18 protein-coding genes and 1 riboswitch are annotated in these 21,542 nt (G+C 46.8%); of the genes, 5 read left to right on the top strand and 13 right to left on the bottom strand.

What is annotated here, in order from left to right; genetic code table 11:
* Positions 1-13: 13 nt before the first annotated feature.
* From AC5ELV_RS17340 to AC5ELV_RS17355, 4 genes are all read right to left on the bottom strand, one after another.
* Positions 14-664, bottom strand: coding sequence for an amino acid ABC transporter permease (locus AC5ELV_RS17340; protein WP_039270255.1), 651 nt, complete (start codon positions 662-664; stop codon positions 14-16).
* A gap of 14 nt (positions 665-678) precedes the next feature.
* Positions 679-1,338: an amino acid ABC transporter permease gene (locus tag AC5ELV_RS17345; RefSeq protein WP_023986681.1), complete on the bottom strand. Its 660-nt coding sequence runs from the start codon at positions 1,336-1,338 to the stop codon at positions 679-681.
* Positions 1,339-1,409: 71 nt separating this feature from the next.
* Positions 1,410-2,240, bottom strand: a complete 831-nt coding sequence (locus AC5ELV_RS17350; protein WP_134903150.1) for a transporter substrate-binding domain-containing protein — start codon at positions 2,238-2,240, stop codon at positions 1,410-1,412.
* A gap of 42 nt (positions 2,241-2,282) precedes the next feature.
* Positions 2,283-3,041, bottom strand: coding sequence for an amino acid ABC transporter ATP-binding protein (locus tag AC5ELV_RS17355; protein WP_493431161.1), 759 nt, complete (start codon positions 3,039-3,041; stop codon positions 2,283-2,285).
* A 305-nt stretch (positions 3,042-3,346) separates the two neighbouring features.
* On the opposite strand from AC5ELV_RS17355, the gene AC5ELV_RS17360 reads away from it, so the two are divergent.
* Entirely contained in the window at positions 3,347-3,814 is a 468-nt protein-coding gene (locus AC5ELV_RS17360) for a cupin domain-containing protein (RefSeq protein ID WP_013308442.1), read from the top strand.
* 90 nt (positions 3,815-3,904) lie between these two features.
* Here AC5ELV_RS17360 and AC5ELV_RS17365 read toward each other — a convergent pair whose 3' ends face one another.
* From AC5ELV_RS17365 to AC5ELV_RS17375, 3 genes are all read right to left on the bottom strand, one after another.
* Positions 3,905-4,573 carry a class D sortase gene (locus AC5ELV_RS17365; protein ID WP_493431162.1) on the bottom strand — a complete coding sequence of 223 codons (669 nt, stop codon included), beginning with the start codon at positions 4,571-4,573 and terminating at the stop codon, positions 3,905-3,907.
* A gap of 115 nt (positions 4,574-4,688) precedes the next feature.
* Positions 4,689-8,201 carry a collagen binding domain-containing protein gene (locus AC5ELV_RS17370; protein ID WP_493431163.1) on the bottom strand — a complete coding sequence of 1,171 codons (3,513 nt, stop codon included), beginning with the start codon at positions 8,199-8,201 and terminating at the stop codon, positions 4,689-4,691.
* Between the two features lie 194 nt (positions 8,202-8,395).
* Positions 8,396-8,476: riboswitch (cyclic di-GMP riboswitch) on the bottom strand.
* 50 nt (positions 8,477-8,526) lie between these two features.
* Positions 8,527-9,408, bottom strand: coding sequence for an AraC family transcriptional regulator (locus AC5ELV_RS17375; protein WP_493431164.1), 882 nt, complete (start codon positions 9,406-9,408; stop codon positions 8,527-8,529).
* 594 nt (positions 9,409-10,002) lie between these two features.
* Here AC5ELV_RS17375 and AC5ELV_RS17380 point away from each other — a divergent pair.
* A complete protein-coding gene (locus AC5ELV_RS17380; protein ID WP_493431165.1) occupies positions 10,003-11,259 on the top strand; it encodes a DUF445 domain-containing protein in 1,257 nt (418 codons plus the stop codon).
* Between the two features lie 33 nt (positions 11,260-11,292).
* Entirely contained in the window at positions 11,293-11,673 is a 381-nt protein-coding gene (locus AC5ELV_RS17385) for a TIGR02328 family protein (RefSeq protein WP_493431166.1), read from the top strand.
* Between the two features lie 99 nt (positions 11,674-11,772).
* Here the strand turns inward: AC5ELV_RS17385 and AC5ELV_RS17390 are convergent, their stop codons facing one another.
* A complete protein-coding gene (locus tag AC5ELV_RS17390; protein ID WP_028541224.1) occupies positions 11,773-12,447 on the bottom strand; it encodes an NAD(P)H-dependent oxidoreductase in 675 nt (224 codons plus the stop codon).
* Between the two features lie 189 nt (positions 12,448-12,636).
* On the opposite strand from AC5ELV_RS17390, the gene AC5ELV_RS17395 reads away from it, so the two are divergent.
* Positions 12,637-13,020 (top strand): winged helix-turn-helix transcriptional regulator, encoded by a 384-nt coding sequence (locus tag AC5ELV_RS17395; RefSeq protein WP_493431167.1) that lies wholly within the window; start codon positions 12,637-12,639, stop codon positions 13,018-13,020.
* A 99-nt stretch (positions 13,021-13,119) separates the two neighbouring features.
* Here the strand turns inward: AC5ELV_RS17395 and AC5ELV_RS17400 are convergent, their stop codons facing one another.
* The 5 genes from AC5ELV_RS17400 to AC5ELV_RS17420 all read right to left on the bottom strand — a co-directional run bounded on the left by AC5ELV_RS17400 (position 13,120) and on the right by AC5ELV_RS17420 (position 20,080).
* The gene (locus AC5ELV_RS17400) at positions 13,120-14,367 is read right to left on the bottom strand and encodes a stalk domain-containing protein (protein ID WP_493431168.1); all 1,248 of its coding nucleotides are present in this window, start codon (positions 14,365-14,367) and stop codon (positions 13,120-13,122) included.
* Positions 14,368-14,605: 238 nt separating this feature from the next.
* Positions 14,606-15,349, bottom strand: a complete 744-nt coding sequence (locus AC5ELV_RS17405; protein ID WP_493431169.1) for a YcnI family copper-binding membrane protein — start codon at positions 15,347-15,349, stop codon at positions 14,606-14,608.
* A 31-nt stretch (positions 15,350-15,380) separates the two neighbouring features.
* The gene (locus AC5ELV_RS17410; protein WP_493431170.1) at positions 15,381-17,099 is read right to left on the bottom strand and encodes a copper resistance CopC/CopD family protein; all 1,719 of its coding nucleotides are present in this window, start codon (positions 17,097-17,099) and stop codon (positions 15,381-15,383) included.
* A 254-nt stretch (positions 17,100-17,353) separates the two neighbouring features.
* Positions 17,354-19,204 carry a bifunctional diguanylate cyclase/phosphohydrolase gene (locus AC5ELV_RS17415; protein ID WP_493431171.1) on the bottom strand — a complete coding sequence of 617 codons (1,851 nt, stop codon included), beginning with the start codon at positions 19,202-19,204 and terminating at the stop codon, positions 17,354-17,356.
* A gap of 282 nt (positions 19,205-19,486) precedes the next feature.
* Positions 19,487-20,080, bottom strand: coding sequence for a DUF5317 domain-containing protein (locus AC5ELV_RS17420; RefSeq protein WP_493431172.1), 594 nt, complete (start codon positions 20,078-20,080; stop codon positions 19,487-19,489).
* Between the two features lie 202 nt (positions 20,081-20,282).
* On the opposite strand from AC5ELV_RS17420, the gene AC5ELV_RS17425 reads away from it, so the two are divergent.
* Complete coding sequence (locus AC5ELV_RS17425) at positions 20,283-21,512, top strand: multidrug effflux MFS transporter (RefSeq protein WP_493431173.1); 1,230 nt, start codon at positions 20,283-20,285, stop codon at positions 21,510-21,512.
* Positions 21,513-21,542: the final 30 nt, after the last annotated feature.

Below are 21,542 nucleotides of genomic sequence, written 5' to 3' on the forward strand. Positions count from 1 at the left end.
AGTATCACGAGCTTTAATGTGTACGAACTTCCAGCCTGCGTGCAATCAGTGACATACTGTAATTGACAGCAAAGTACAGGAAAGCTGCGAACAGCAGGGCTGGAATGACAAAGGATTGATTTTGCCCACCGACAATCTGAATGTTATGCGTCAGCTCAGGCAAACTGATAATGACAGCCAGTGAGGTATCCTTGAATAGGGAAATGAACTGGCTGACAATCGGGGGCACCATGCGACGAAGCGCTTGGGGCAGAATGATATGCCATAAGGTTTGAGAATAGCTTAGACCGGAAGAACGTGCGGCTTCCACCTGCCCTTTATGGACCGAATTCAGGCCGCTGCGCACAATCTCGGCAATCATGGCTCCCTCGAAGATCGATAGGCCTGTAATGGCTGCCCACTTGAGGGAAATCGACAATCCGATGGATGGTAAAACCATACCGATGAAGAAAATAATGAGCAATAATGGAAGATTGCGAATGAGATCAATGATAAAGGCTGCAACCTGTGAAATGACAGGTAAGCGAGTATAGCGCAGGATGCCGAATAAGATACCAAGAACGAAGCTGAACACGATAGAGTAAATAGCAACCTCCAGCGTGAGCAGGAAGCCCTCAAGTATAAAACGCACATTAGGCCACACAAACAATCCACCGAAATCCATACGGGCTTCCCTCCTTAGGATGTTTTGGACAGACGCCGTTCCATATATAGCACAAGAAAGCTAAGCGGAACCGTCAAGATAAGATACAACAGCGCCGTGATGGCGTAGACTGTGATGGGCAGGAAGGTATCCGAGTTAATGAGGTCCGAGTAATACATTAGGTCCAGTCCGGCCACAATAGCCAGCACGGAGGAGTTTTTGACCAGATTAATGAATTGGTTGCCGATCGCAGGCAGTACAATTTTGATGGCTTGCGGTAAAATAATGCTGATCATCGTCTGGTTGTAACTCAACCCGGAGGACCTTGCCGCTTCAAATTGCCCCTTGGGCACAGATTGAATGCCGGCACGTATGGCTTCAGCAATAAAGGAGGCCGTGTATACGGTCAATCCAAGCGTTCCAGATACGAATCCGTCCAAAGGGATGCCCAAAGTGGGAAGCCCGAGATAAAAAAACAGTACGACGATCAGCAATGGGATATTGCGGATGACCTCTACATAGACGGTACCGATCCAGTTCAGCCATTTAAAAGGCGCAATTCGGAGGATGGCAATAATAGCTCCCAGAATAAAGCTTCCAATCAAGGCAATGACACTAGCTTGAACGGTATGAAGCAAGCCTTCTCTGAAACGGTCGCTATGATCAAAAAGCACGTTGATATCAAAAGTAAGCATTTGCGAATTTACCTCCTTATCCAGAACTAAGAAAGGAAGGAGCTCGCAATCGCGGCTCCTTCACAAGAATACTATTCGGGTTTAACCCCAAGCCATTGCTCGTGGAGCTTATCGTATTCACCGTTGCTTTTCAGTTCCTTGATCGTATCATTAATAGCTTGTAGCAGTTCAGTTTGTCCCTTCTTTACTGCAATGCCGTAAGGTTCCTCTGTGAAGTTCCCGCCTACAAGAGTATAATTCGGGTCTTGCTGCTGCATGCCGAGCAGAATAGAGTTATCCGTAGTCAACGCTTCTCCTTTGCCTGCTTTGAGGGCGTTGAAAGCATCCTGATAGTTTTCGAATTCCAATATCGTTGCTTCAGGTGCTTTTTCACGGATATTTTTGGCGGAGGTAGAGCCTTTCACGGCGAGCACCTTGGTTTTTGGGGTCAGAGACTCCAGCCCGGTGATGGGGCTCCCCTTTTTCACGAGCAGAGATTGCCCGGCGTTAAAATAGACGTCGCTGAAATCAACCTGCTTTTTACGTTCATCCGAAATGGTCATCGTCGCGATAATGGCGTCGATGTCCCCGTTTTGCAATAAGGTGATTCGTGTTTTGGACGTGACCTCTTTTAGTTCAAGTTTGGTTTCATCGCCAAAAATATGTTTGGCTACAGCCTTAGCGATGTCGATATCAAAGCCTTCTACTTTTCCGCTAGCCGGGTCTTTCAGTCCGAACAGCTTGGTATCGTATTTCACACCAACGACCAGTTTGCCACGCTGTTTGATCGCTTCCAGCCCGTTGGCTGCTGCCGGCTCATTCCCCGACGTTGCCGCTCCTTCTTTGCCTCCACAGCCTGCCAAGACGAGCAGACAAGATAAAGCTACCAGCACCAAAGTACTCCATTGAAATCTTTTTCTCATCAGAACATTCCCCTTTCGATTTACGCTACATTGGTAGTCTGTTTAATGATGAATCAGACGGCTCAGGAACAGGCGAGCCCGTTCTTCACCCGGATTCTGAAAAAATTCGGCAGGTTGGCTGTCTTCCAAAATTTGTCCTTTGTCCATAAAAATCACGCGGTCCGCCACTTCACGTGCAAAGCCCATTTCATGAGTGACAATGACCATTGTGATGCCCTGATGGGCGAGCGAGCGCATAACATCCAGTACCTCTCCGATCGTTTCGGGATCAAGTGCTGAAGTAGGCTCGTCAAATAACATAATTTTTGGATTCATCGCGAGCCCGCGGGCGATCGCGACCCGCTGCTGCTGTCCACCGGACAATTGGGCGGGGTAGCTCTGTGCTTTTTCCTCGATTCCGACGCGCTTTAGATAGGTGATGGCTGTTTGAGTAGCTTCTTCTTTCGAGATGCCCAGTACCTTCATAGGTGCCAGTACAATGTTTTCAATTACCTTTTTGTGGGGATACAGATTGAAATGTTGGAACACCATTCCGATATTGCGGCGGAAGGCATTAATATCAATCTTTTTGTCATGTACAGGGATCTCGTTAACGATCAGTTCCCCATCCGATATCGTTTCCAGACGATTGATGCAGCGAAGCAGGGTGCTTTTACCCGAGCCGGAGGGACCGATGATGACGACGACCTCGCCCTCCTTAATCTGAAGATTGATGTCTTTGAGTACATGGAAATGACCGTAATGCTTGTTGACATTGTGAAACTGGATCAGAGAGCTCACCCCTTTTAGGCTTGGATACATAACTTAGTAGACGGATTGACATGATCAAGCTCTATTAGAATTTCAAAATTTCTCTCATGATACTATAAGCTTACAATAAAAAACAAGATTTTATGTCATAAAACTTTACGTGTAATGTATTTCGGTGTGTTTTTTACTAGTAAACTGTTATTTATATGATGAAAACGGATAAATATCCGTAATTTTATGTTATTAAATTTGACATAAATTATTGATCCTCGACATGCCAAGGGAGAAACGTGACAAAAGCAACGCTATGTTTTACAGTAGGGAAGAAGGAATTTAGGGTAAAGGAAGGTTAGACAATGACGAAAGCTATTTCACCGCTAGTAACGGCATTGGGCATGGAGCCCCATCCAGAAGGCGGCTGGTACAAAGAGATGTGGAAGGCCCATTTCCAAATTCCGAAGCCTGTACTGCCGGATGTGTATTCCGGTCCGCGCTTTGCAGCTTCGTCTACGTATTTCTTGCTGCATCCAGGCGAGTTCTCCGAGTGGCATGTGGTCCATTCTGATGAGCTGTGGTTATATCATAGCGGAAGCCCTGTAGAGTTGAAATTGGGTGGAAGCGGAGAAGAGCCTGGTGAAGAAACTGTGATTATCGTCGGTGCGGATGTGGAGGCAGGACAGCATCCACAAGCACTTGTCCCAGGAGCAGTATGGCAAACGGCACGTCCGCTTGGGGATGAGCCCGTGCTGGTAACCTGTGTGGTTGCACCAGGATTCCACTTTGATGATTTCAAGCTGATTGCCAAGAATCCAACTGAATCATGATGTGAGCATTGGCGGGTGTATTTCTGTAATGAACAGGAATGGCCCGCCTGATTTATTTTTACTCATTGAAATAGGTGCTTTAAAATAGCTTTAGGTGCTTAGTTTGGCCTGAACAATGAGACGATGGGTGGGGTTTACGAGAGGGTCACATGTAATCAGTGTGAGCAGCTTTTGGTTTTTGAAGCTTTTCAGAACAGACACGTCCGTAGGATCGACCACTTTCAGGCTATAAACGCTATATACATATTGGTTACCCCGAGTGTTGACAACAATCTTATCCCCGATCTTCAATTCATTTAGACGATTAAATAAACGCCCAGAGGTACGGGCTCGATGAGCAGCAATGGCGGCATTCCCCGCTTGTCCCAGCGTCCCCGTTTCCGGCATATGTACAGCCGCGTGTCTCATATTTATCCTCGTTGCGCCTTCCAATACAGGGAGCTTTAAAGCAATACGACTTATACCAATAGTGGCTATGGGAATTTGTTCATTAGCGCTTGCCATGGGAGCAGGGGATGGGGAAGTATTTTGTTGCCGAGCCTCACTAACCGGAACTTCCGTAAGACGAGTGGACAAGCGAGCATTGCTGTCCGTACGACTGGAGGTCCATAGCGCGTCGCTTTTTCCTGATGGTAGCTCTGCTGCTTTTAATAGCTTGCTTTGTTCCTGATCCTCATTCCATTCTGTCGCTTTAGGAAACAAAATAAAAAGTAAGCCTAACACAATAAACACATAGGAAAGTTTACGCAGACTCAGCAATCTCGCCTCCCCTAAGCAATGTACGGGTTATACATATTTTTTAAAAAAATGCCCCATTCCCGACTCATTCCAATCGGGATGGAATGGCCGGGAGATCAGGGCAGGTGATTCAATTTTATTTTTGGTTTGTCCGTCTGAATTTCAAAAATACACCCCATATAACCATCGCTATGCCTGTCAAATAGAACGGAACGGGGCTGCTTTCACCTGTTTGGGGCAATTGATGTACCGCAGGTGTATCCTCTGGCTCTTCTGGCTCTTTCCCCGGAACCTTGACACGGATTTTGGGTTCGGGATCGTCCTTCGACTCCACCGGAGGAGGATCTTGATGAGGCATGACGGCTGGCGGCTCCGGCTCCGGCGGTATAGGCGCAGGTTCCTCCTGTGGAGGGACTATGTCCTCCGGAGACTTTGGCAATGACGGAGGAACGATTATAGACGGCGTATCGGGTATTTCCGGATCTTTGTCATGTTTTTTACCTGAGCCTCCGGACGGGGGTGAAGGGTTTGGATGAGTAGGCGTTCCTGGTTCGTTTTTCTTTTCTTTACGATTGGTGATCACAACCCTTTTTACACCAGAGCTTTGTCGCAGTGTTGCGTCTATTTTAATCTCGAGCTTGCCCTCGGTGATTTTATAGCCTTCCGGTGCTGCCAATTCCTCCAAGATGTAATCGTCATGAAGCAAGGAGGAAAAGATGATTTTGCCTTCCTGATTGGTGGTCTGAATGAGAGGGGCTCTTTTTTGACCTTTATCATAGAGCGCAAACTGTGCGCCAGGCAGTACCTTGTCAGGCATATCCTGATCTACCTTGGTCAGCTCAAGACTTTCGGTCACACCCCCGCCGGAACCGGAGCCGGAAGACGTTCGTACGATGATTTCCTGGCTGGTTTCCCGCATCTCTGTCGTCAAGCGATCCCCCTCAAAGGCAACCTTATTACTCACTTTGGCTTTGTCCTCAGCATGAATGAATGACTGGTATTCAAGTATAAAGGCAGTGGAAATATCCTTGGCAAAAGTAAGTTCAAACGTTTGCTGGCCTTGAGCGTCTGTTTTGATATACAGCCTGTAATCTTGGTTTCTAATCAACTCGGTGCCCTTGGTGGTATTTCCGTTGGCAGCGATGATTGTAGAGTACAAATGAAAGGAATCCTCAATTAAGATTTGATTGCTGCTAGGCTGATCTATAATTTTAGCGTTGGATACATGTGACTGTCCTTTATTGATGCGGATGCTCCAGTCGATCTTATTTCCATTTTGTGTACCGACTTTAGATACATATTCTCCGCCATGAGGTACCGTGACTTGCGCTGCCCATTCGGAGACTGTTTTTTGTCCATCCAGTAGAAGGGCTTGATTATGAATTTCCTTTTCAATCAGTTCTCCTTCCAATGAAGTTTGAAAGGTAATCCAGTAGGGAGTCTGTATCTGCTCCTTGAACTGGATACGCAATTCATTCCCATTTTGCTCGGAAGGAGGAATAATGGTGTATTGATCTGCCGGGATTTCAGCCCCTTTTTGTACGCCATCCCACCATCCCAGCAAGGTCATATCGTATACCTTTACGGAGCCGGGCAGTAACTTCTGACCTTGCAACAAGGGGTCTCTCACTTCCGCGTGCTTTAGGATCTTGCGATTGTAGTTAGCTTTAATGTCCCAGGTAATGAGCTTGGAGGTCGCATTATAGCTTCCTTGCTTGGCACCGTTTCGTTGGGTCATAAAGTCCGGCCAGATCGGGCACTCCACGGCATGCGATGATGTTTCTCCGTTTTCAAACTGGTATTCTATAATGGATTTATTACGAAACTCAGGCTTCGTCGTATCCGTTTTCCAGTCATTATTATAGGTGGTTGAATACTTGATCGTATAAGCTTTCTGAATGGTTTTATGAAAAGTGAGCGTAAATCCTTGTTTATAGTCCTGTGATAGCGGAATCAGCTCATAATCCGTGGGCGCACGTAGCTCCGTTGTTCCGTCAACACTTTGAATTTTCAGGGTGTCTGGCAACAAGGCCAAGCCCCCGTTTGGAAACACATCCTGAATGACAATATTTTTCATGGTGTACAAGTCTGTGTTGATGGTAATCACCCAAGGTATGATTTTGGTGTTGTAATTGGGTGTGTCATACATTTTAGTCATAACTCCGCTTATGATTTCCGTCGATACGATCTTCTGGATTCCATCTGAGGTTATGATGTTTGTGACTTTTTCATTTTCATAGACACGGCCTCTGGCTTGGGTCTGGTATCGGATGGTATAGGCTGAATCTACGTCGAGTTTGAATTGAAGTTTGAAGCCGTTGCGGTCCGGATAATCAACTGGGATGACAGTATACGCCCACGATGGGAGTTCCTCCAGTGTGTTTCCCTTAAATACTTTCAAAGAACCGGGCAGCAATTCTTGAGTTTTGTTGAAATGATCAATTAAAAGAGCTTTGGCTTCGGGGATTTTTGTCTCGCCGAAGTTATATCTTATGGCCCACGAGAGTGTTTGTGTGGCGTGATCATATTTTTCAACCTTTTTGGACAAAAATTCACCACGTTCTACCTGAACAGTCGCGGTAGCAGCAACGTCCTCTATCGCATCTCCTGAAAGCGTCGCTGTGTTGGAAAAACGATTTTCGTCGCCAGTAATGCGCGTGAAATATTGAATCTGGTAGGCCGTGTTCATGCTATCGTCTTGAAAATGAATCACAAACCCTGTCCCGGCTTGATCTGCCTCAATGGCATATTCACTCGCATTTACTAGGTCTCGAACAACGGTCGAGCCGTCGATATTGACTTGGAGATGATAGAGCCGGATAGAGTCTCTTCTGAGTTCCAGTCCTGAAGGAATTGGATCGGTAATGAGGGCCTGCTTTATGGTATTTAGCTGTTTGTTCACATCAATGGTCCAGTCGATCTGGTTTGTTCCAGCTATTTTCCCTTGTTTGCTTAGGGTTGGCCCTGACTGGGGTTTTACATTCACGATGACCGTTTGCACCCCGCCTTTGATTGGAATCGCAATGATGATCTCTGTACTGCCTTTCACCGTTTCTTTCGTAAACTCGGTTTTGATTTGCAGTTTGCCGCTGACATTGGAATGATTCTCTACATATGGGTTAAAGGTCATGATCACCTTGCCCTGACGATCTACTGTGAAGTATCCCACGGTTCCGTCAGTAGTGACTAACGGAGATGAGATATCAGTGTAGATGACAAACTGTTCTGGTAAGTGAAAGGTAAAGGTGTCCCCTGCCTTATACGTATTGTCAGGAAGCTCCCATTCATAGCCTAGTTGGATGGCTGATCCGATGTCGAATTGGCTGCCGGGACTATATACCGCATCAATGACACGCCCTGCTTCGTCGGTCAGGCTCAACTTCGTTAGTATGCTCTGCGGAGCGGCATCATGTTGAGACTTTGAACGGGCTGCTCCCTGAACGAAGGGGACCGTATTTGGAGGAATCTCCCTAGGGGGTTCAAGGTTTGGGACGACGTATACAGCATCCGTAACGGGATGTGTAGGATCGGATACAGCACTCTGCGGCTGTTCTGGGGCTGGAGCATCTGCGTAAGCCAGCGTTGCGCTGAAAAAGCTTTGGACAATGAGCAATAAGGCAATGATCATTACATTTATTTTTGTTCTCATGCTCCAAGTGATTCTCCTATTCATCGTAATATGGTAATGCTTCGTTCGAAATTAGTATATTCAGCATGCTAGGCTGACATGACTATCCCAATAGAAAAAAAGCCCTGATCATAGCGATCAGGGCTTTCCTCGAGATAGGCATAGCAATTTGTGATGGATCTATGTAAAAAAGGGCATAATAAAAAGCTCGTTCATCTGGTAGCTGGCTGCCATCCGGATAGGAAGGCCCTATAGTTTTGCGTCACTGCCTTTCGACAGCTTTGCCATTAACTTGAATAGCTTGTGCGTCTATCATCTATCAAACTGATTTCATGTAACCTCTCATTTACAGCTTGGAACGGTTTCCCCACTTTTTGCGGAAGGAATGAGGTGTTTCTCCTACATGCTCCTTGAACAGGTTAATAAAATGGCTCGTATTGGGAATCCCTACGTACCTTGCGATATCCACAATGGACATGTCACTGGTTTTAAGCCAGCTTTGAGCGGCCGTGATACGGACATTAATGAGATAATCAATCGGAGAGAAACCGATCTGTTTTTTGAAATTTTTAGCCAGATTAAACTTGTTTAATTCAAACATGTCTGCCAGCGAGTCCAGTGTTATTCGCTCACAGTAGGACTGATCCAAATATTGCTGTACCCGACGTACTTCGCTGAGGGTTTCAGCATTCACATGCTGGTGATCATAGGGATGCTGCAAGATGCACATCAGTATTTCACCAATGAGCCTGGACGTTAGCAGTTCAGCGGAAAGACTTCTGTCAGACTGCCCACAAATCAGAGCATGCAGTTTGTCCAATATAATATACGGATTATGCATGGATATTACCGGTTTATTGTGCTTGGCAAATTGTTCGTAAAAGTTTCCGATCAGGTTGCCGTACAGGTATAAACTGATAAACTCCCAGGCTTCATGACCGGAGGTGCTATATTGCACATACTCCTCACAATTAATAAAAAACAAATCATGAGGCTTTAAAATATATTTCTTGTCCCGGTATAGTAATTCTCCCTTACCAGACAACGTAAAAACAAGCAAAAAAGAGGTGAGTTCTTTTCTTTCCACCGTAAAAGCAGAAGTTTTTTGGAAGTACCCTAATTCCTGAATATATAAAAGGGATTGCTTGGCAAAAGCGGAGGGAGTGCGCACAATTACGATAGGTTCGCCGTTCCAGAGGCCCTCGTTGTTTTTTTGGTCTGTTGTCATATTCAATTCCTTTACAAAGAAGCAATTTTATCTAGCTTATCTTGGTTTGATTTAACCAATATATAATGGCTGATTAAACATGATTTCCTATTTATAAAAGTTTATTTTATCACATGAAATATGTCTATATATCAAATTATGTTTGTAAGTTTTATAGAAGCCTCGCTCTTATGGACATCTAACCTGATCATCCGTATAAAAGGTCGAATATTGTTGAAAGAATTCTGAGGTCATCATGGATTCAAATCCTTTCTGGGGTCAAAGATAGAATTAGTGCTGAAAAAGATATCTTACATGCCCATTCAACTTTTCCCTTCACTTCTCCTTTCGGTTTAAGAAATTTAGGACTTGGTTCTGATAAAATGGTTCGTAAGGCTTATTATTAAAAATGAGATTTTGGGCCCAGTGTTGTGATTTAGTTCACGAACATGAATGTAAAAAAGAGAGATATATGCATAAAAAATTACGCAAAAAGTGGCCTTACGCGTTTCATCAAGAGTGCTTTCAACTTTGGAAATGAGACGGGCAATGATATGATGGGTAATACAGGTATAGTGCTTTACTTACTCGACAGTCAGTTTGGAGGATTACAGGATGGGAAAATCCAAAAATACGAAAACCGCAGCGGCTTGGTCGCTCGTTATTCTAGGGGCAGGCTTTGCAGCCACATTGCCCTTCCAGCAATATGGCTGGGCTCGTTTGTTAGCCGGAGCTTTTGAGGCAGGACTTGTAGGGGGACTGGCGGACTGGTTCGCTGTCACTGCTTTGTTCCGTCATCCGCTAGGCATTCCGATACCACATACCGCGCTGCTTCCTAAAAATAGGGACAAGCTCACAAATGCATTGGTGAGTACGGTGGAAAATAACCTGCTAAACAAAGACAGCATCGCGTCCAAAATTGCAGATATTCGTTTGGCGGATCTGGTGCTGGGCGGTGTGGAAAAAGGATTGCGGACGCCAGAAGCGGCGGCATCCATAGATGTTCTCGCCAAGCGGCTCGTCCAGTCGCTCCCGCTCGCGGAATTGGCTCCGGTCATCGTGGCAGAGCTCAAGCGGCAGGTGACTGACTTTGACGCCGGACCGCTGCTGGAGGCGCTTGCTCGTCAGACCAGCGAGAAGGGCTACGATCGCCGCGCACTGGATTACACGCTGGAGCAAGCCGAGTCCTGGCTTTTGCGACCGGAAACGGGCTATACGCTGGGCACCTTAGGGATGCAGGCTGTCAGCGGTTTGCAGGTGAGCGGGCTGATGCAGTTTGCTTTGAACGCATTCCTCGGCTATCTGAACGAAGAGCGTATGGGTGAAATGATTCGTCATTTCCTGCTGGATCAGGTAGCAGAACTGCAAAGGGAAGAGCACCCGCGCCGTCAGGCCGTGCTGGATGGTCTGAGAACACAGGTGACCCGATTGGCGACGAAAGATACGGTTCAGGAAGGATTGAACGGCTGGAAGGATAGCCTTGTTGAAGCCTGGGAAGGCGATGCGTCAGTGCTGGGCAAAATGGAAGAGCTGCGTATACGCTTATTGGACTACATGGAAGACGGAAGCTATGTGCAGACCTATATTTTACCGCTATTGGATCGGATGCTGGCTGATTTAAAAGGGAATACCGAGCTGCTGGACAAGATCAATGTGCGAATTGTGGAAGGTATTACTGGACTGGTGGAAGCCAACCATAGTCGGATTGGTAACTTGGTGCGCGAAAATGTAGACAAAATGGATAACAAATCCCTGATTGCACTGATGGAGGACAAATTGGGACAGGATTTGCAGTGGATACGTATTAACGGCGCAGTTACAGGCTTCCTGATCGGCATTGTGCTGACAGGTATCCGTATGCTAATCCAATAGACCAGAAAAAGCTACAGATAGGGTTGTGGAAGCATGAGGCTTTGGCATGAACATTTAATCGACAAGTTACCCCGCCCGCAACTGCTGGGGCAACATCGTGAGTGCTGTGCCCTGCGCGGGAATGGGTGGGGCAAGCCACACGCCACTGTGAATTATGTGTTCGACTATCATCCGATGCTGCTGGTGCGCTATCATAGGCTCATTATGGACGAAATGAAAAGCAGAGGGTACAACGTTGATCCACTATGGGAACAGCCATTGTATCGCGGTAAGCAGTGCGAGCCTTGGGGCGCGGAGCTAGGTGAGGAACTGGCAGGCGCGTGTGCATATGTGGAGCATGACGACGAGTATATGAAGGAGTGCCTGGATAACCTGGCTTCCAAGGGTACTTTAATAGAGATTGAAGTGACCTAAAAAAGGCGGGTTGCGGTGTGTTCATCATTCAGATGAAGTGCCGCAAGCCCGCTTTTTACGTGTTTTAATGTTCAGAGTTTGGGAAGGTATGGGACCAGGTTACAGAATCCAGCGTGTGACCTTTTCCAGTGGTTGTCTGGATTTTTCCCGCTTGGGTTCATGAGCACGATAACCGAAGGCAGCAATGACCGAAATATCGAGCAGTCCGTTCTCCAGCAGTCCTTCTTCCTCCAAAATGGCATGCACCTGATCGTAGTTAAAGCCCTCAATTGGACAGGAATCAATACCGATCTGAGCCGCCGCTGTCATCATATTGCCTAAGGCAATGTAGGTTTGCTTGGAAGCCCAGTCAAATAACGTACGTTCATTTTCCAGCAGGCGTTGATTTTCACCCTGGAAAATCTTATAGCGACCCGGTAGTGAGGCAAAGTCTTCCTCAGACATACCTTTAACCTCTTTATACATATACTCCACGTAAGGAGAATCATAACGGACATCCTTGCGCGCCAAAATCAGGACGACGTGGCTAGCGGCAGGAATCTGCTTTTGACCGCCGCTGGAAACTGCAGCCAGCTTTTCTCTCAATGCCTGATTTTGTACCACTACAAACTGCCATGGTTCAAAACCGACGGAGCTCGGAGAAAGTCGTCCGGTTTCAAGAATGAACTGAAAATCCTCTTCCGGTATGATGCGATTGGGATCGAATTCCTTCGTAGCATGTCTGAACAGAAAGGCATCCAAAATTTCCTGTTTTTTAGCTGATGTATTGGACATAAAATGTTCTCCTTTGGGTATGGATTTAGTTGGTACTCTATGGGTTTTCTGCTACTATAATGAGAGCTGATATCGAATATATAGTTATCATATATAAAGTTTTTGCAGGGAACAAGTACGCACATATTTGTTCCTTGTCATACGTCTGGGGCTATTGGTTTACACATTCTGCAGAAAGAAGGGGTATACATGGCACAGGAGATGGAACATGCGGTTAGCGTTAATTATGGATGTCCGGTAGCGAAAACCGTCGGGGTTATAGGCGGCAAATGGAAGGGAGTCATCTTGTATCATTTGACCACAGGGCCGCGGCGCTATAACGAAATTCGACGGACCTTGCCTAATATTACACAGCGGATGCTAACCTTGCAGTTGCGTGAATTGGAGAGAGATGGCATTGTGCACCGTGAAATTTATAACGAGAATCCACCGCGTGTGGAATACTCGCTTACCCCGTTGGGAGATACGTTAAGGCCGTTGCTGGATTTTATGAGAGACTGGGGGATCTTCTATGGAGAACAGAGTTGCGAGCCTGTGACGACCACTTCCAAATCAGGCAAGCACTTTTGTTAAAGGGAATGAAAAAAGCCCGCCAGATGATTTCATAGAAGACGCATAAGAAATCATTAGCGGGCGGAATAAGGCCAGATTTACTTAGGATAAAATGTACACTTATTTAAACTCGATGGCTTCGTTCATCTGCGCCCAGGTCGTTTCTCCAATGATGCCCAAGCGCCAGATAGCGATTCCTTTGAGGTCATAACGTTTGGCTAAACCGATCTTGGCGTTAACGGTGCTGTCTTTTTCGCTCCCCATGGAAATCCCCAAAATGAGCTTGTCGCGCGAGGTTTCCTTCAAAGCCAGTTGGATGGCTTCATCCACTTTTTCCAAAGGCTCAGGTGTAGCCTTTTGTCCGTAATCATAGGCCATGATGATCAGATCGTCCGCCAGATTGCCCAGCGTTTTGTAGTCATAGCCAGAGTAAGAACTGTTCAGCGGATGCAGAACGACGGTGAGCTTGAGCCCAGCCTGATGCGCTTTGGCTGATAGCTTTTTAATAAAGGCGTTGTAGTCTGAACGAGCTTTGGCTTTATCGCCGCTCCAGCCCAATCCTTCCAGGTCTAGCGTAATGCCTTTAAATTGTTTGTCGGTGGCGGTGCTGACGATTTGGAAAATGGTTTGTTCTTGAAGCTGCGCATTTTCCAAAACTTTGGTCAGCTCGTGATTGCCATCTCCGGAATAGACCATCAGGTAGGGAGAAGTTCCCTGGCTGTCTGCCTCCTGTACAATGGACTCCGGTGTTACGGTTCCAGCGGCTTGAGGCCATTTGTATTCTTTGCCGTTTGTCGTAAATTGTCCGTTCGTATCAATTCGACTCCAGCCGAAGGCAACTGCGTTAAAATCCGGTATTTTGGATTTTTGGTCAAAGGAAGACAGCGCATAGAAGCCTACTGTATACATAGCTTCACGAGGCGATGTAATGGAGACCGTCCGTGTTCCCTGGTTCCAGTTCACCGTGGCTCCAAACTGCTGCCCGAAAAAGCCCAGCGGAATCATCGTGCTGCCGCGCACGGTTTGCGGAGCTGCTGTTAGTTGAACCGTTTGTCCGTCCACTGTGGCATTGCGGCTACCCATCTTTAGAACCACCTGCTTGGTAGCAGTGCCTTGCGCTTTGGTAGCAGTAATGCTTTGGCTGGCTTGGTCCCATTTCACTGTAATGCCAAGAGCTTCAGAAATCGCGCGAAAGGGAACCATGGTCGTGCCGTTCATCATGGCAGGTTGTACAGGGAACGGTAATGGATATCCGTCCAGCATAATGCTGATCTTGCTGGCCTCGGCTTGTGCCAAGGGGCTGTATATGCCCGCTGCGGTACTTAGAAAAATAGCACTAGATAACAGAGCCTTATTTACGATTTTCATCCTATGATCTCCTATGCTCAATAGATTGCAATGCTATCATGTTAGAATCGTGAGGGTTCTACCATTTTACCAAAAAAATGATAGAAAGGTGAATGTGAAATAATAGGATGAGATGAATCTGAGTATGTATTTAAGCTGAATGATTAATCGTTTTCTTTCATACAAAAAAAGCTGACCCCTTTAAATAGGTGTCAGCTTTTCCTTTTTAAAACGATTCTAACTTTATACGTAACCCAGATTACTTGCGGCGCTTGAGTGCAATGCCGACAGCTGCGGCACCAAGAACGACTGCAATGATCGAGAGGACGAGTGCTGTCATTTGTGCAGTAGAGCTGGCAGGAGCAGAAGCGGCAGGTGCAGCTTCTACAGCATTGTTCGAAGCAGGTGCGGTGCTGCCGCTATCTTTAGTCGTATCTGTGCTCGCGTGGCCTGCTGCCGTACCCGCTGAATCGTGTCCGCTGTCTGCGGCAGGGGTTGCGGACGTGGCTTCCGCCGTGATTTCGGTAATGGAATGAGGATTGTTACTTCCTTCGTCGCCCGTCCATTCCACGATACTTCCGTCACTGTAATATTGGAAAGCGTCCCAGGCTGCTGCGGTATTCTGGTCTGCATTTTGCGCTACAAAGCTGAAACGCTGATACTGACCCGCTTGAATGCCGTCTTTTTCAGTCGTCCAGGTTACGGTAGTTACTTTGCCAGAGCTGTCTTTTTCGGTGGCAACCTTCCAGTCAGGTACAGGCTCGTATTGTTTGAAAACGACCTCTTTCGGAATTTTCAAGGCGACTTTGGTGGTTGGAATGTTTTTTTCCACGGGTACTTTCAATGTGTACGTTTCCCACGCATTAGGTTGTGAAACAGAAGGCTTGACTGTCACATGTGCACTGGCCATACCTGCAAAAAGTAAGGCACCAGCTGCAATTAGACCCACAGAGGTCGCAAACCTGGAAAATCTGGATTTTGCTGTTTGAATCGTTGTATTCATATTCATTTCGCTCCTTTTAAGTATAAAATAATTATTTTTTACCGCCTACATGCAGGGTGAATTCAGCATCAACCGCATCGAGTGAAGCCGTCAGAGCATGTACTTTTACCGCCCATGTTCCTTCGGAGGTCATCAATTCCTGACTGCGGAATGGCTGTTGCTGCTTCACGGGTAGAACAAATTCCTGTTGATCTTGGTCAGGGTCTGCTGGAGTGAGCGTTAATGTAACCTGCTGGATTCCTGAAACGACAGCACCCTTGCTATCCTGAACGGATACCTTAAATTCATTGCTGCCCACAGCATTGGGGCTGACTGCCAGGGTAACGTTATATTCGCCCGTAGTGCGAGTCTCCTCAAACGGTACAGCAGGTGCCTGGCCGGGTGACAGGTGAGTGAGCACCGCAGTCAACAGCATTACGAGCAGGCCGACGGACACCTCGGCACGCAATCCCCCAGCGGCTCGCTTGCTCGCCGTAGCTTGCCGTGCGCTGCGGAACTGGCTGGCCGCGAAGGCCAGCATGACTAGCAGCAGCGCTGCCTTCCCGAGCAGAACGAGTCCATAGGACGTGTTCAGCAGCATGGAGGGAGCCGGAATGTACAGCACGGCTCCATATATACCGGTGGCGATTAGCGCCGCCACCATAGCAATGCCCCAGCCAGCAAAGCGGCGCAGGGCGGCTTGTCGCAGAGTTGCCCGCTCGGATACGGGCAACTCTGCTCCGGCAACAGGCAGGCACACGACCATGACGGCAAGTGAGCCGATCCAAAAGGCTGCTGCCGCGAGATGGACAAAGTCCGCCGCAATGGCCGGAGCCGGATGGGTAGCCGCTGCCGGATGACCGACAAAGGCTTTGGACAGCATGAGGCATAGCGTTAAGAGAGCTGAGCTGTAGCCCCAAAGACGGCGCTGACGATTCGAAATGCTGTAATCCAGCGCGTAAATTAGCGTTACGCTCAGGAGCAGCACGAGAATCATCTGGATAAACCAAATTTGCCCGGCTCCAGTAAACTGGAGAGCTTCTCCCAGAATCGGGAGTGAGAAACCCTCCCTGATGGGAACCCCGGCATCCCATGAAGCCTGAAGTGGCAGGCTGATCAGAATGGCGGCAGACGTTATGCCGTAGCCGCTCCATAGCAGCTTAGTCCAGCGGGGCAATATTTCAAAGGGCCGCTGATTTTGCTTATGCTGTTCACTTCGATTCTTGTCTTGGCTTATGCTCGGTAATATGAACAGCCGGAAACAAATCGCTCCAAAAAGCAGCGATAGTCCTATGTAAAGAAACCAACGGACAGCGATTAAGTCGATTCGTGATGTCCCTGAGCCTTCAGATGCGGCAGCTTGATGAGTAGGCGAATTGGAACTGCTGCCTACTTGAAATGGAATGACTCCGTTAACCGGATGTCCGTCTGCGGATAAAGCTCTCCAATTGACGGAGTAAATTCCATTTTTCACCCCTGGAATCAATTGGATTTCCATGGTGGCTTTGTGATTCGGGTCAAGCTGTGCTTTTCCTGTGTCGACCCGCTTGCCTGTTTCATCGGTCACTTTGATCGACATGAAGGCAGATTGCAAATCTTCATTGAAGGTGATGGTCACCTGAGAAGGCGACTTGTCCAAAACCTGATTTTCGGTCGGACTGGATTCAATGACAAATGCATGAGCCCATGAAGAGTGAGGAAACAGGATCAGAAGGGGGAGACACAGCAATAAAAGACAAGCCACACGGGCTGGTCTGGACAGGTACAACATGCCTGTGAAGTCACCTTCTCTCGATTACTTGAAGCGAGGATATCCCCATTTGTAGTATTTTATACGGACAAACCCATTCCTATCTTAATCATAGTGCATATAGCGTGAATAGATGGAGCGAATTATGACATTTATATGAAATTTGAAATAATAAGCATTATACAAAATGCCAATCATATGAAAACCCCTAGTGTGGTTGAATTCAGGACGATTTCAACGACACTAGGGGGAAAGAGGAAGAGCCTATGAAGGAATTAGAGCCCTGTTTCCATGAGATCCGTGAAAGCAGGTTGCTTTTGTTGAATATAATGGATAAAAGTAGCCGTTAGTTTGGGATCGAATTGGCTACCCGAGCAAGCACGTAGTTCTTCAATGGCCTCCTCGAACGTTTTGGTGGGTTGATAGGGGCGCTCAGTTGTCATCGCATCAAAAGAGTCGATGATCGTCAGCATCCGACATAAACGTGGAATTTGCTCGCCCTTAAAGCCAAACGGATAACCTCCTCCGTCATAACGTTCATGATGCAGCTCCACAAAAGGAACCAAATCTATGAATCGTTCGTTGGCTTCGACAATTCGTTTGCCCCACATGACATGCGCTTGCACCATCTGCCATTCCTCACCGGACAGCTTCTCTTTTTTGTTGAGGATATTCCAGGGAATCTCCAGTTTACCAATGTCATGAATGAGGGCACCTAGTATGAAACACCGCTTATCCTCCGGTCCGAGCTGAAGCACATCGCTCATGTCTGCTGCATATCTGAATACCCGTTTGGAATGCTTGAAAGTGTTAATATCCTTGTACAAGAACAAATTAAGCTGCTGCTCAAGATCACGAATATCCTGTCCCAGATCGACCTCGCGCTCCACATCGTTTAAGCTTCCGTGCATATGAACGATGTTTTTGCCCTGTTTCTTGGCGTAGTACAGGGCTTTATCCGCCAGATCGACCAACTGTGATTTGTCGTAGATGTCAATGCGACTTTGTGCAATGCCTGCCGAGAAGGACAGACAGCCGTGCGGAAAAATTTCAACACCCTCGTAACGAGAATCATTCAATCTTTTTCGAATAGCATTGACTATTTCATATGCTTGTTCGGCGGTATGATCGGGCATAAGCAGGGTGAATTCTTCTCCACCATAGCGGGATACGGTGATGTGGGTGCCGGAGGTTTCCTTTTTAAGAAACTCACCGAGAAATCCCAGTAGCTGATCGCCTTTGAGGTGACCGAAATGATCATTGTATTTTTTGAAATCATCAATATCAATCAGCGCCAGACTGAGAGGGGTATTTTCCGATCTGGATATATTTAATTCAGCTTCAAGTGTATTTTCAAAGTAGCTGTGATTGTATAGCCCTGTTCTGCGATCCATGTTCGCTTTTTCTTCGATTTCCCGATACAGCGTGAACATTTGCTTGAATGCGTGAGACAGAAGCATGCTTAGCCCAAGAAACAGCAAAAGTCCTAAAATACCGTTGTTATAAATCAATGTAGTCAATACCAAAGACAGAATGAGTGTACATAAGTATACGAGCAGGGATTCAGCCAAAAAAGCCTGTTTAAGCTCATTGAAGGACCCTTTGTATGCGATATAAAAGTAGATGCCCAGTGTGATTGTGTTCACCGCAAAGTAGCAAATCAACGCCAGTAGGTAGGAAGCAAAATGATCTTGGTTTAAAGCTCCCTGCGTTCCGCCGCTTAGCTCAAATACTGTTGAAGACAGGAAAATGGAAAGGGCGTAAATGGAAAAATTGACAGTATGCTTCCACCAGGATAGCTCTGTGTGCCGGAACATGGCAATGATTACATTTAACAGCAAAATCAGAATAGCAATTTCGGTGCCATGCACAAAAATACAAGCCAGATACACGGAGGAATCCATGGACTGCTTGTTGCTGGCCGGTGGTAGCTGGAATGTAAAATGCTCCAGAATCAGAACTGCCCCCAATAGGGAATAGATCGTGACCCACTCTGTTGTCGTATAGTGCAAAAAGGACCATTGGTTCGTATACAGGAGGACGATCACGCCTGCCAAACATATGAAAAACACATATATTCCCGTCGCGGTAACCCGTTCTTGCAGCTGTTTTATTATACTCATCATTTCTTCTCCTGCCTTGTCGTATCTTGATGTCAAAGCTACCAGGGGTGAATGGGATAATTTACAATTTTGTAATCGAAAATTTCACATGAAAAAACAGGCCGGAATCCAGCCTGTTTTGTTGAGCCTGTGCTTCCTTTTTTTCTTATCGGTGACTAGCCCCCGATTTTGTAACCGGAAGTCAAAGCAATTATGACAGAAGCTACGATAATAGCATTGATAATCACACGGGAGTATTTCAAGTTTTTCATAGGGTTCCCTCCCTTCCTTGGAATAAGGTACGCACTAGGCGTGGCGGGGATTGGTTTCTTGCTGTTTATCCTTGGTTCTTTTCACGACCATAATGCTTTGGATAAACAGGAACATCCCGAAGTTCATGACAACATCTCCAATACTAATTACCTGCGTGCGGGGATATGGCTTGGAGAGAGGAATAATGTCACCAAGCAATGATAGACGCGTGCTCGCATCCATCATGTAATGTTTCGAGATGACACTTCCGGATTTAAGCATATCTGTATAATAGGGACCCAGCACCTCCGAAGCGCTCAATGAGACCGGCATCCGGCCACCATTCACCGCCATGACGATAAAATTCATCAATACGCCGATTAGAATAAGCTTGAATCCCTTATGGTGTCTGTTCAACCAGAGAAATATCAATCCAACCACGTAGACTCCCATAAATAGATACCCGTTAATGGCTGCCAGCCAAGCCCACTTTTCCTGGAAATAAAAAATAATAAATTGTACCAGCAGCAGCACGGGGAACATCCAGCCAGCTATAAGGCGAATTTGACTGAAACGGATCAGACCTTGCCGCCAGCCTCCTCTGAACAGACCTACAATGAGACCCAGTAGCACTCCATCATAGACCATTATCATTCTCCAGATTCCACAAATTTTTTGTTTTGGTTACCGTATAATTCGACCTGAAATTGGTAAATTCCTGCCTGATATATAGTAGTTTTGAAAAAAAATTGCGGATTAGCGTGTAATTATTCGAAGCCAGACGAAATGAGTGATATCATGATATATTGAAGTAATTATTTATATTTTTGTGAAAAGGATGATTATTATTATGAACCGGTTATCCAATACTGTTATGGTTGCCGCAGATATGACCAAATCGCGAATATTATGGATCGCCTTTGTCCTGGGTGCATTGAGTGCTTTCGGGCCGTTGTCCATAGATATGTATTTGCCATCGTTGCCGACATTAGCGGACAATTTGCATACGACCACTTCGCTGGCGCAGCTTAGTTTAACCGCCTGTCTGTTGGGACTGGCCGTTGGTCAGATCGTTGCTGGTCCACTTAGCGACGTAAGGGGTCGCAGAGGACCTCTGGTGATCTCGCTCATTCTGTACGCTGCTGCTTCGCTGTTATGCGTGTTTGCGCCGAATATCGGTATGCTCATTGCACTTCGCTTTATTCAAGGGCTTACAGGATCGGCGGGGATCGTGATTTCCAGAGCTGTAGCCCGTGATCTTTACTCGGGTAAAGAGTTGACACGCTTTTTCTCACTACTTATGCTGGTGAACGGCGTGGCCCCCATTGCTGCACCAGTACTGGGCGGTGTTATTTTGAACTTTGTTTCTTGGCGTGGTGTATTTATGGTGCTTTGTGTAGTCGGCGTGGCTATGCTGATTGCCGTCGTCTTGGGTTTGCCAGAAACGTTGCCAACGAACCGCCGCTCATCCGGTGGCTTGAAGCAGACGCTAGGAACACTCGGTCACTTGTTTGCCGATCGACGCTTTATGGGCTATGCCTTCTCACAGGCGCTGATTACAGGAGCGATGTTCGCGTATATCGCTGGTTCACCATTCGTGCTTCAGGATATTTTCGGGGTTTCTCCTCAGACGTATAGCATCATTTTTGCAGTGAATGGTTTGGGGATTGTATTGTTTTCGCAGTTGACGGGTAGACTCGTGGGTCGCTTCAGCGAACGACAGTTACTCTTGTCGGGTCTGGTAATTGCGGCTGTAGCCGGAATCAGCTTGCTTACTGTAGCCTTTACCGGAGGCCAATTGTTTGCTGTTTTAGTTCCTCTGTTTTTTGTCGTTTCCTGCGTAGGAATTGTGAGTACAACGACGACTTCATTGGCAATGCAGAGTCAGCAGCGCTCCGCAGGCAGTGCGTCCGCCATGCTTGGTTTGTTGCCGCTATTGCTTGGTTCCATTGCTTCACCGCTAGTAGGTTTGGGGAGTGGGACAACCCCCGTACCGATGGCGGTCGTTATAGCTATAGCCGAGATTGGCGCGCTATTAAGCTTTGTCGTACTTGCTAAGGAAACACGCTCAAAAGTATAAAATAGGGCGGGAAAGTGACATTTTTCTGGA

The organism is Paenibacillus sp. NMA1017 (genome assembly GCF_058895805.1).

Excerpts from the sequence above, each read along its gene's own strand:
- AC5ELV_RS17340 (WP_039270255.1), bottom strand. The coding sequence starts at position 664 with ATGGATTTCGGTGGATTGTTTGTGTGGCCTAATGTGCGTTTTATACTT.
- AC5ELV_RS17425 (WP_493431173.1), top strand. The coding sequence starts at position 20,283 with ATGAACCGGTTATCCAATACTGTTATGGTTGCCGCAGATATGACCAAA.
- AC5ELV_RS17395 (WP_493431167.1), top strand. The coding sequence starts at position 12,637 with ATGGCACAGGAGATGGAACATGCGGTTAGCGTTAATTATGGATGTCCG.
- AC5ELV_RS17350 (WP_134903150.1), bottom strand. The coding sequence starts at position 2,240 with ATGAGAAAAAGATTTCAATGGAGTACTTTGGTGCTGGTAGCTTTATCT.
- AC5ELV_RS17400 (WP_493431168.1), bottom strand. The coding sequence starts at position 14,367 with ATGAAAATCGTAAATAAGGCTCTGTTATCTAGTGCTATTTTTCTAAGT.
- AC5ELV_RS17355 (WP_493431161.1), bottom strand. The coding sequence starts at position 3,041 with ATGTATCCAAGCCTAAAAGGGGTGAGCTCTCTGATCCAGTTTCACAAT.
- AC5ELV_RS17420 (WP_493431172.1), bottom strand. The coding sequence starts at position 20,080 with ATGGTCTATGATGGAGTGCTACTGGGTCTCATTGTAGGTCTGTTCAGA.
- AC5ELV_RS17405 (WP_493431169.1), bottom strand. The coding sequence starts at position 15,349 with ATGAATACAACGATTCAAACAGCAAAATCCAGATTTTCCAGGTTTGCG.
- AC5ELV_RS17375 (WP_493431164.1), bottom strand. The coding sequence starts at position 9,408 with ATGACAACAGACCAAAAAAACAACGAGGGCCTCTGGAACGGCGAACCT.
- AC5ELV_RS17415 (WP_493431171.1), bottom strand. The coding sequence starts at position 19,204 with ATGATGAGTATAATAAAACAGCTGCAAGAACGGGTTACCGCGACGGGA.
- AC5ELV_RS17370 (WP_493431163.1), bottom strand. The coding sequence starts at position 8,201 with ATGAGAACAAAAATAAATGTAATGATCATTGCCTTATTGCTCATTGTC.
- AC5ELV_RS17360 (WP_013308442.1), top strand. The coding sequence starts at position 3,347 with ATGACGAAAGCTATTTCACCGCTAGTAACGGCATTGGGCATGGAGCCC.
- AC5ELV_RS17380 (WP_493431165.1), top strand. The coding sequence starts at position 10,003 with ATGGGAAAATCCAAAAATACGAAAACCGCAGCGGCTTGGTCGCTCGTT.
- AC5ELV_RS17410 (WP_493431170.1), bottom strand. The coding sequence starts at position 17,099 with ATGTTGTACCTGTCCAGACCAGCCCGTGTGGCTTGTCTTTTATTGCTG.
- AC5ELV_RS17385 (WP_493431166.1), top strand. The coding sequence starts at position 11,293 with ATGAGGCTTTGGCATGAACATTTAATCGACAAGTTACCCCGCCCGCAA.
- AC5ELV_RS17390 (WP_028541224.1), bottom strand. The coding sequence starts at position 12,447 with ATGTCCAATACATCAGCTAAAAAACAGGAAATTTTGGATGCCTTTCTG.
- AC5ELV_RS17345 (WP_023986681.1), bottom strand. The coding sequence starts at position 1,338 with ATGCTTACTTTTGATATCAACGTGCTTTTTGATCATAGCGACCGTTTC.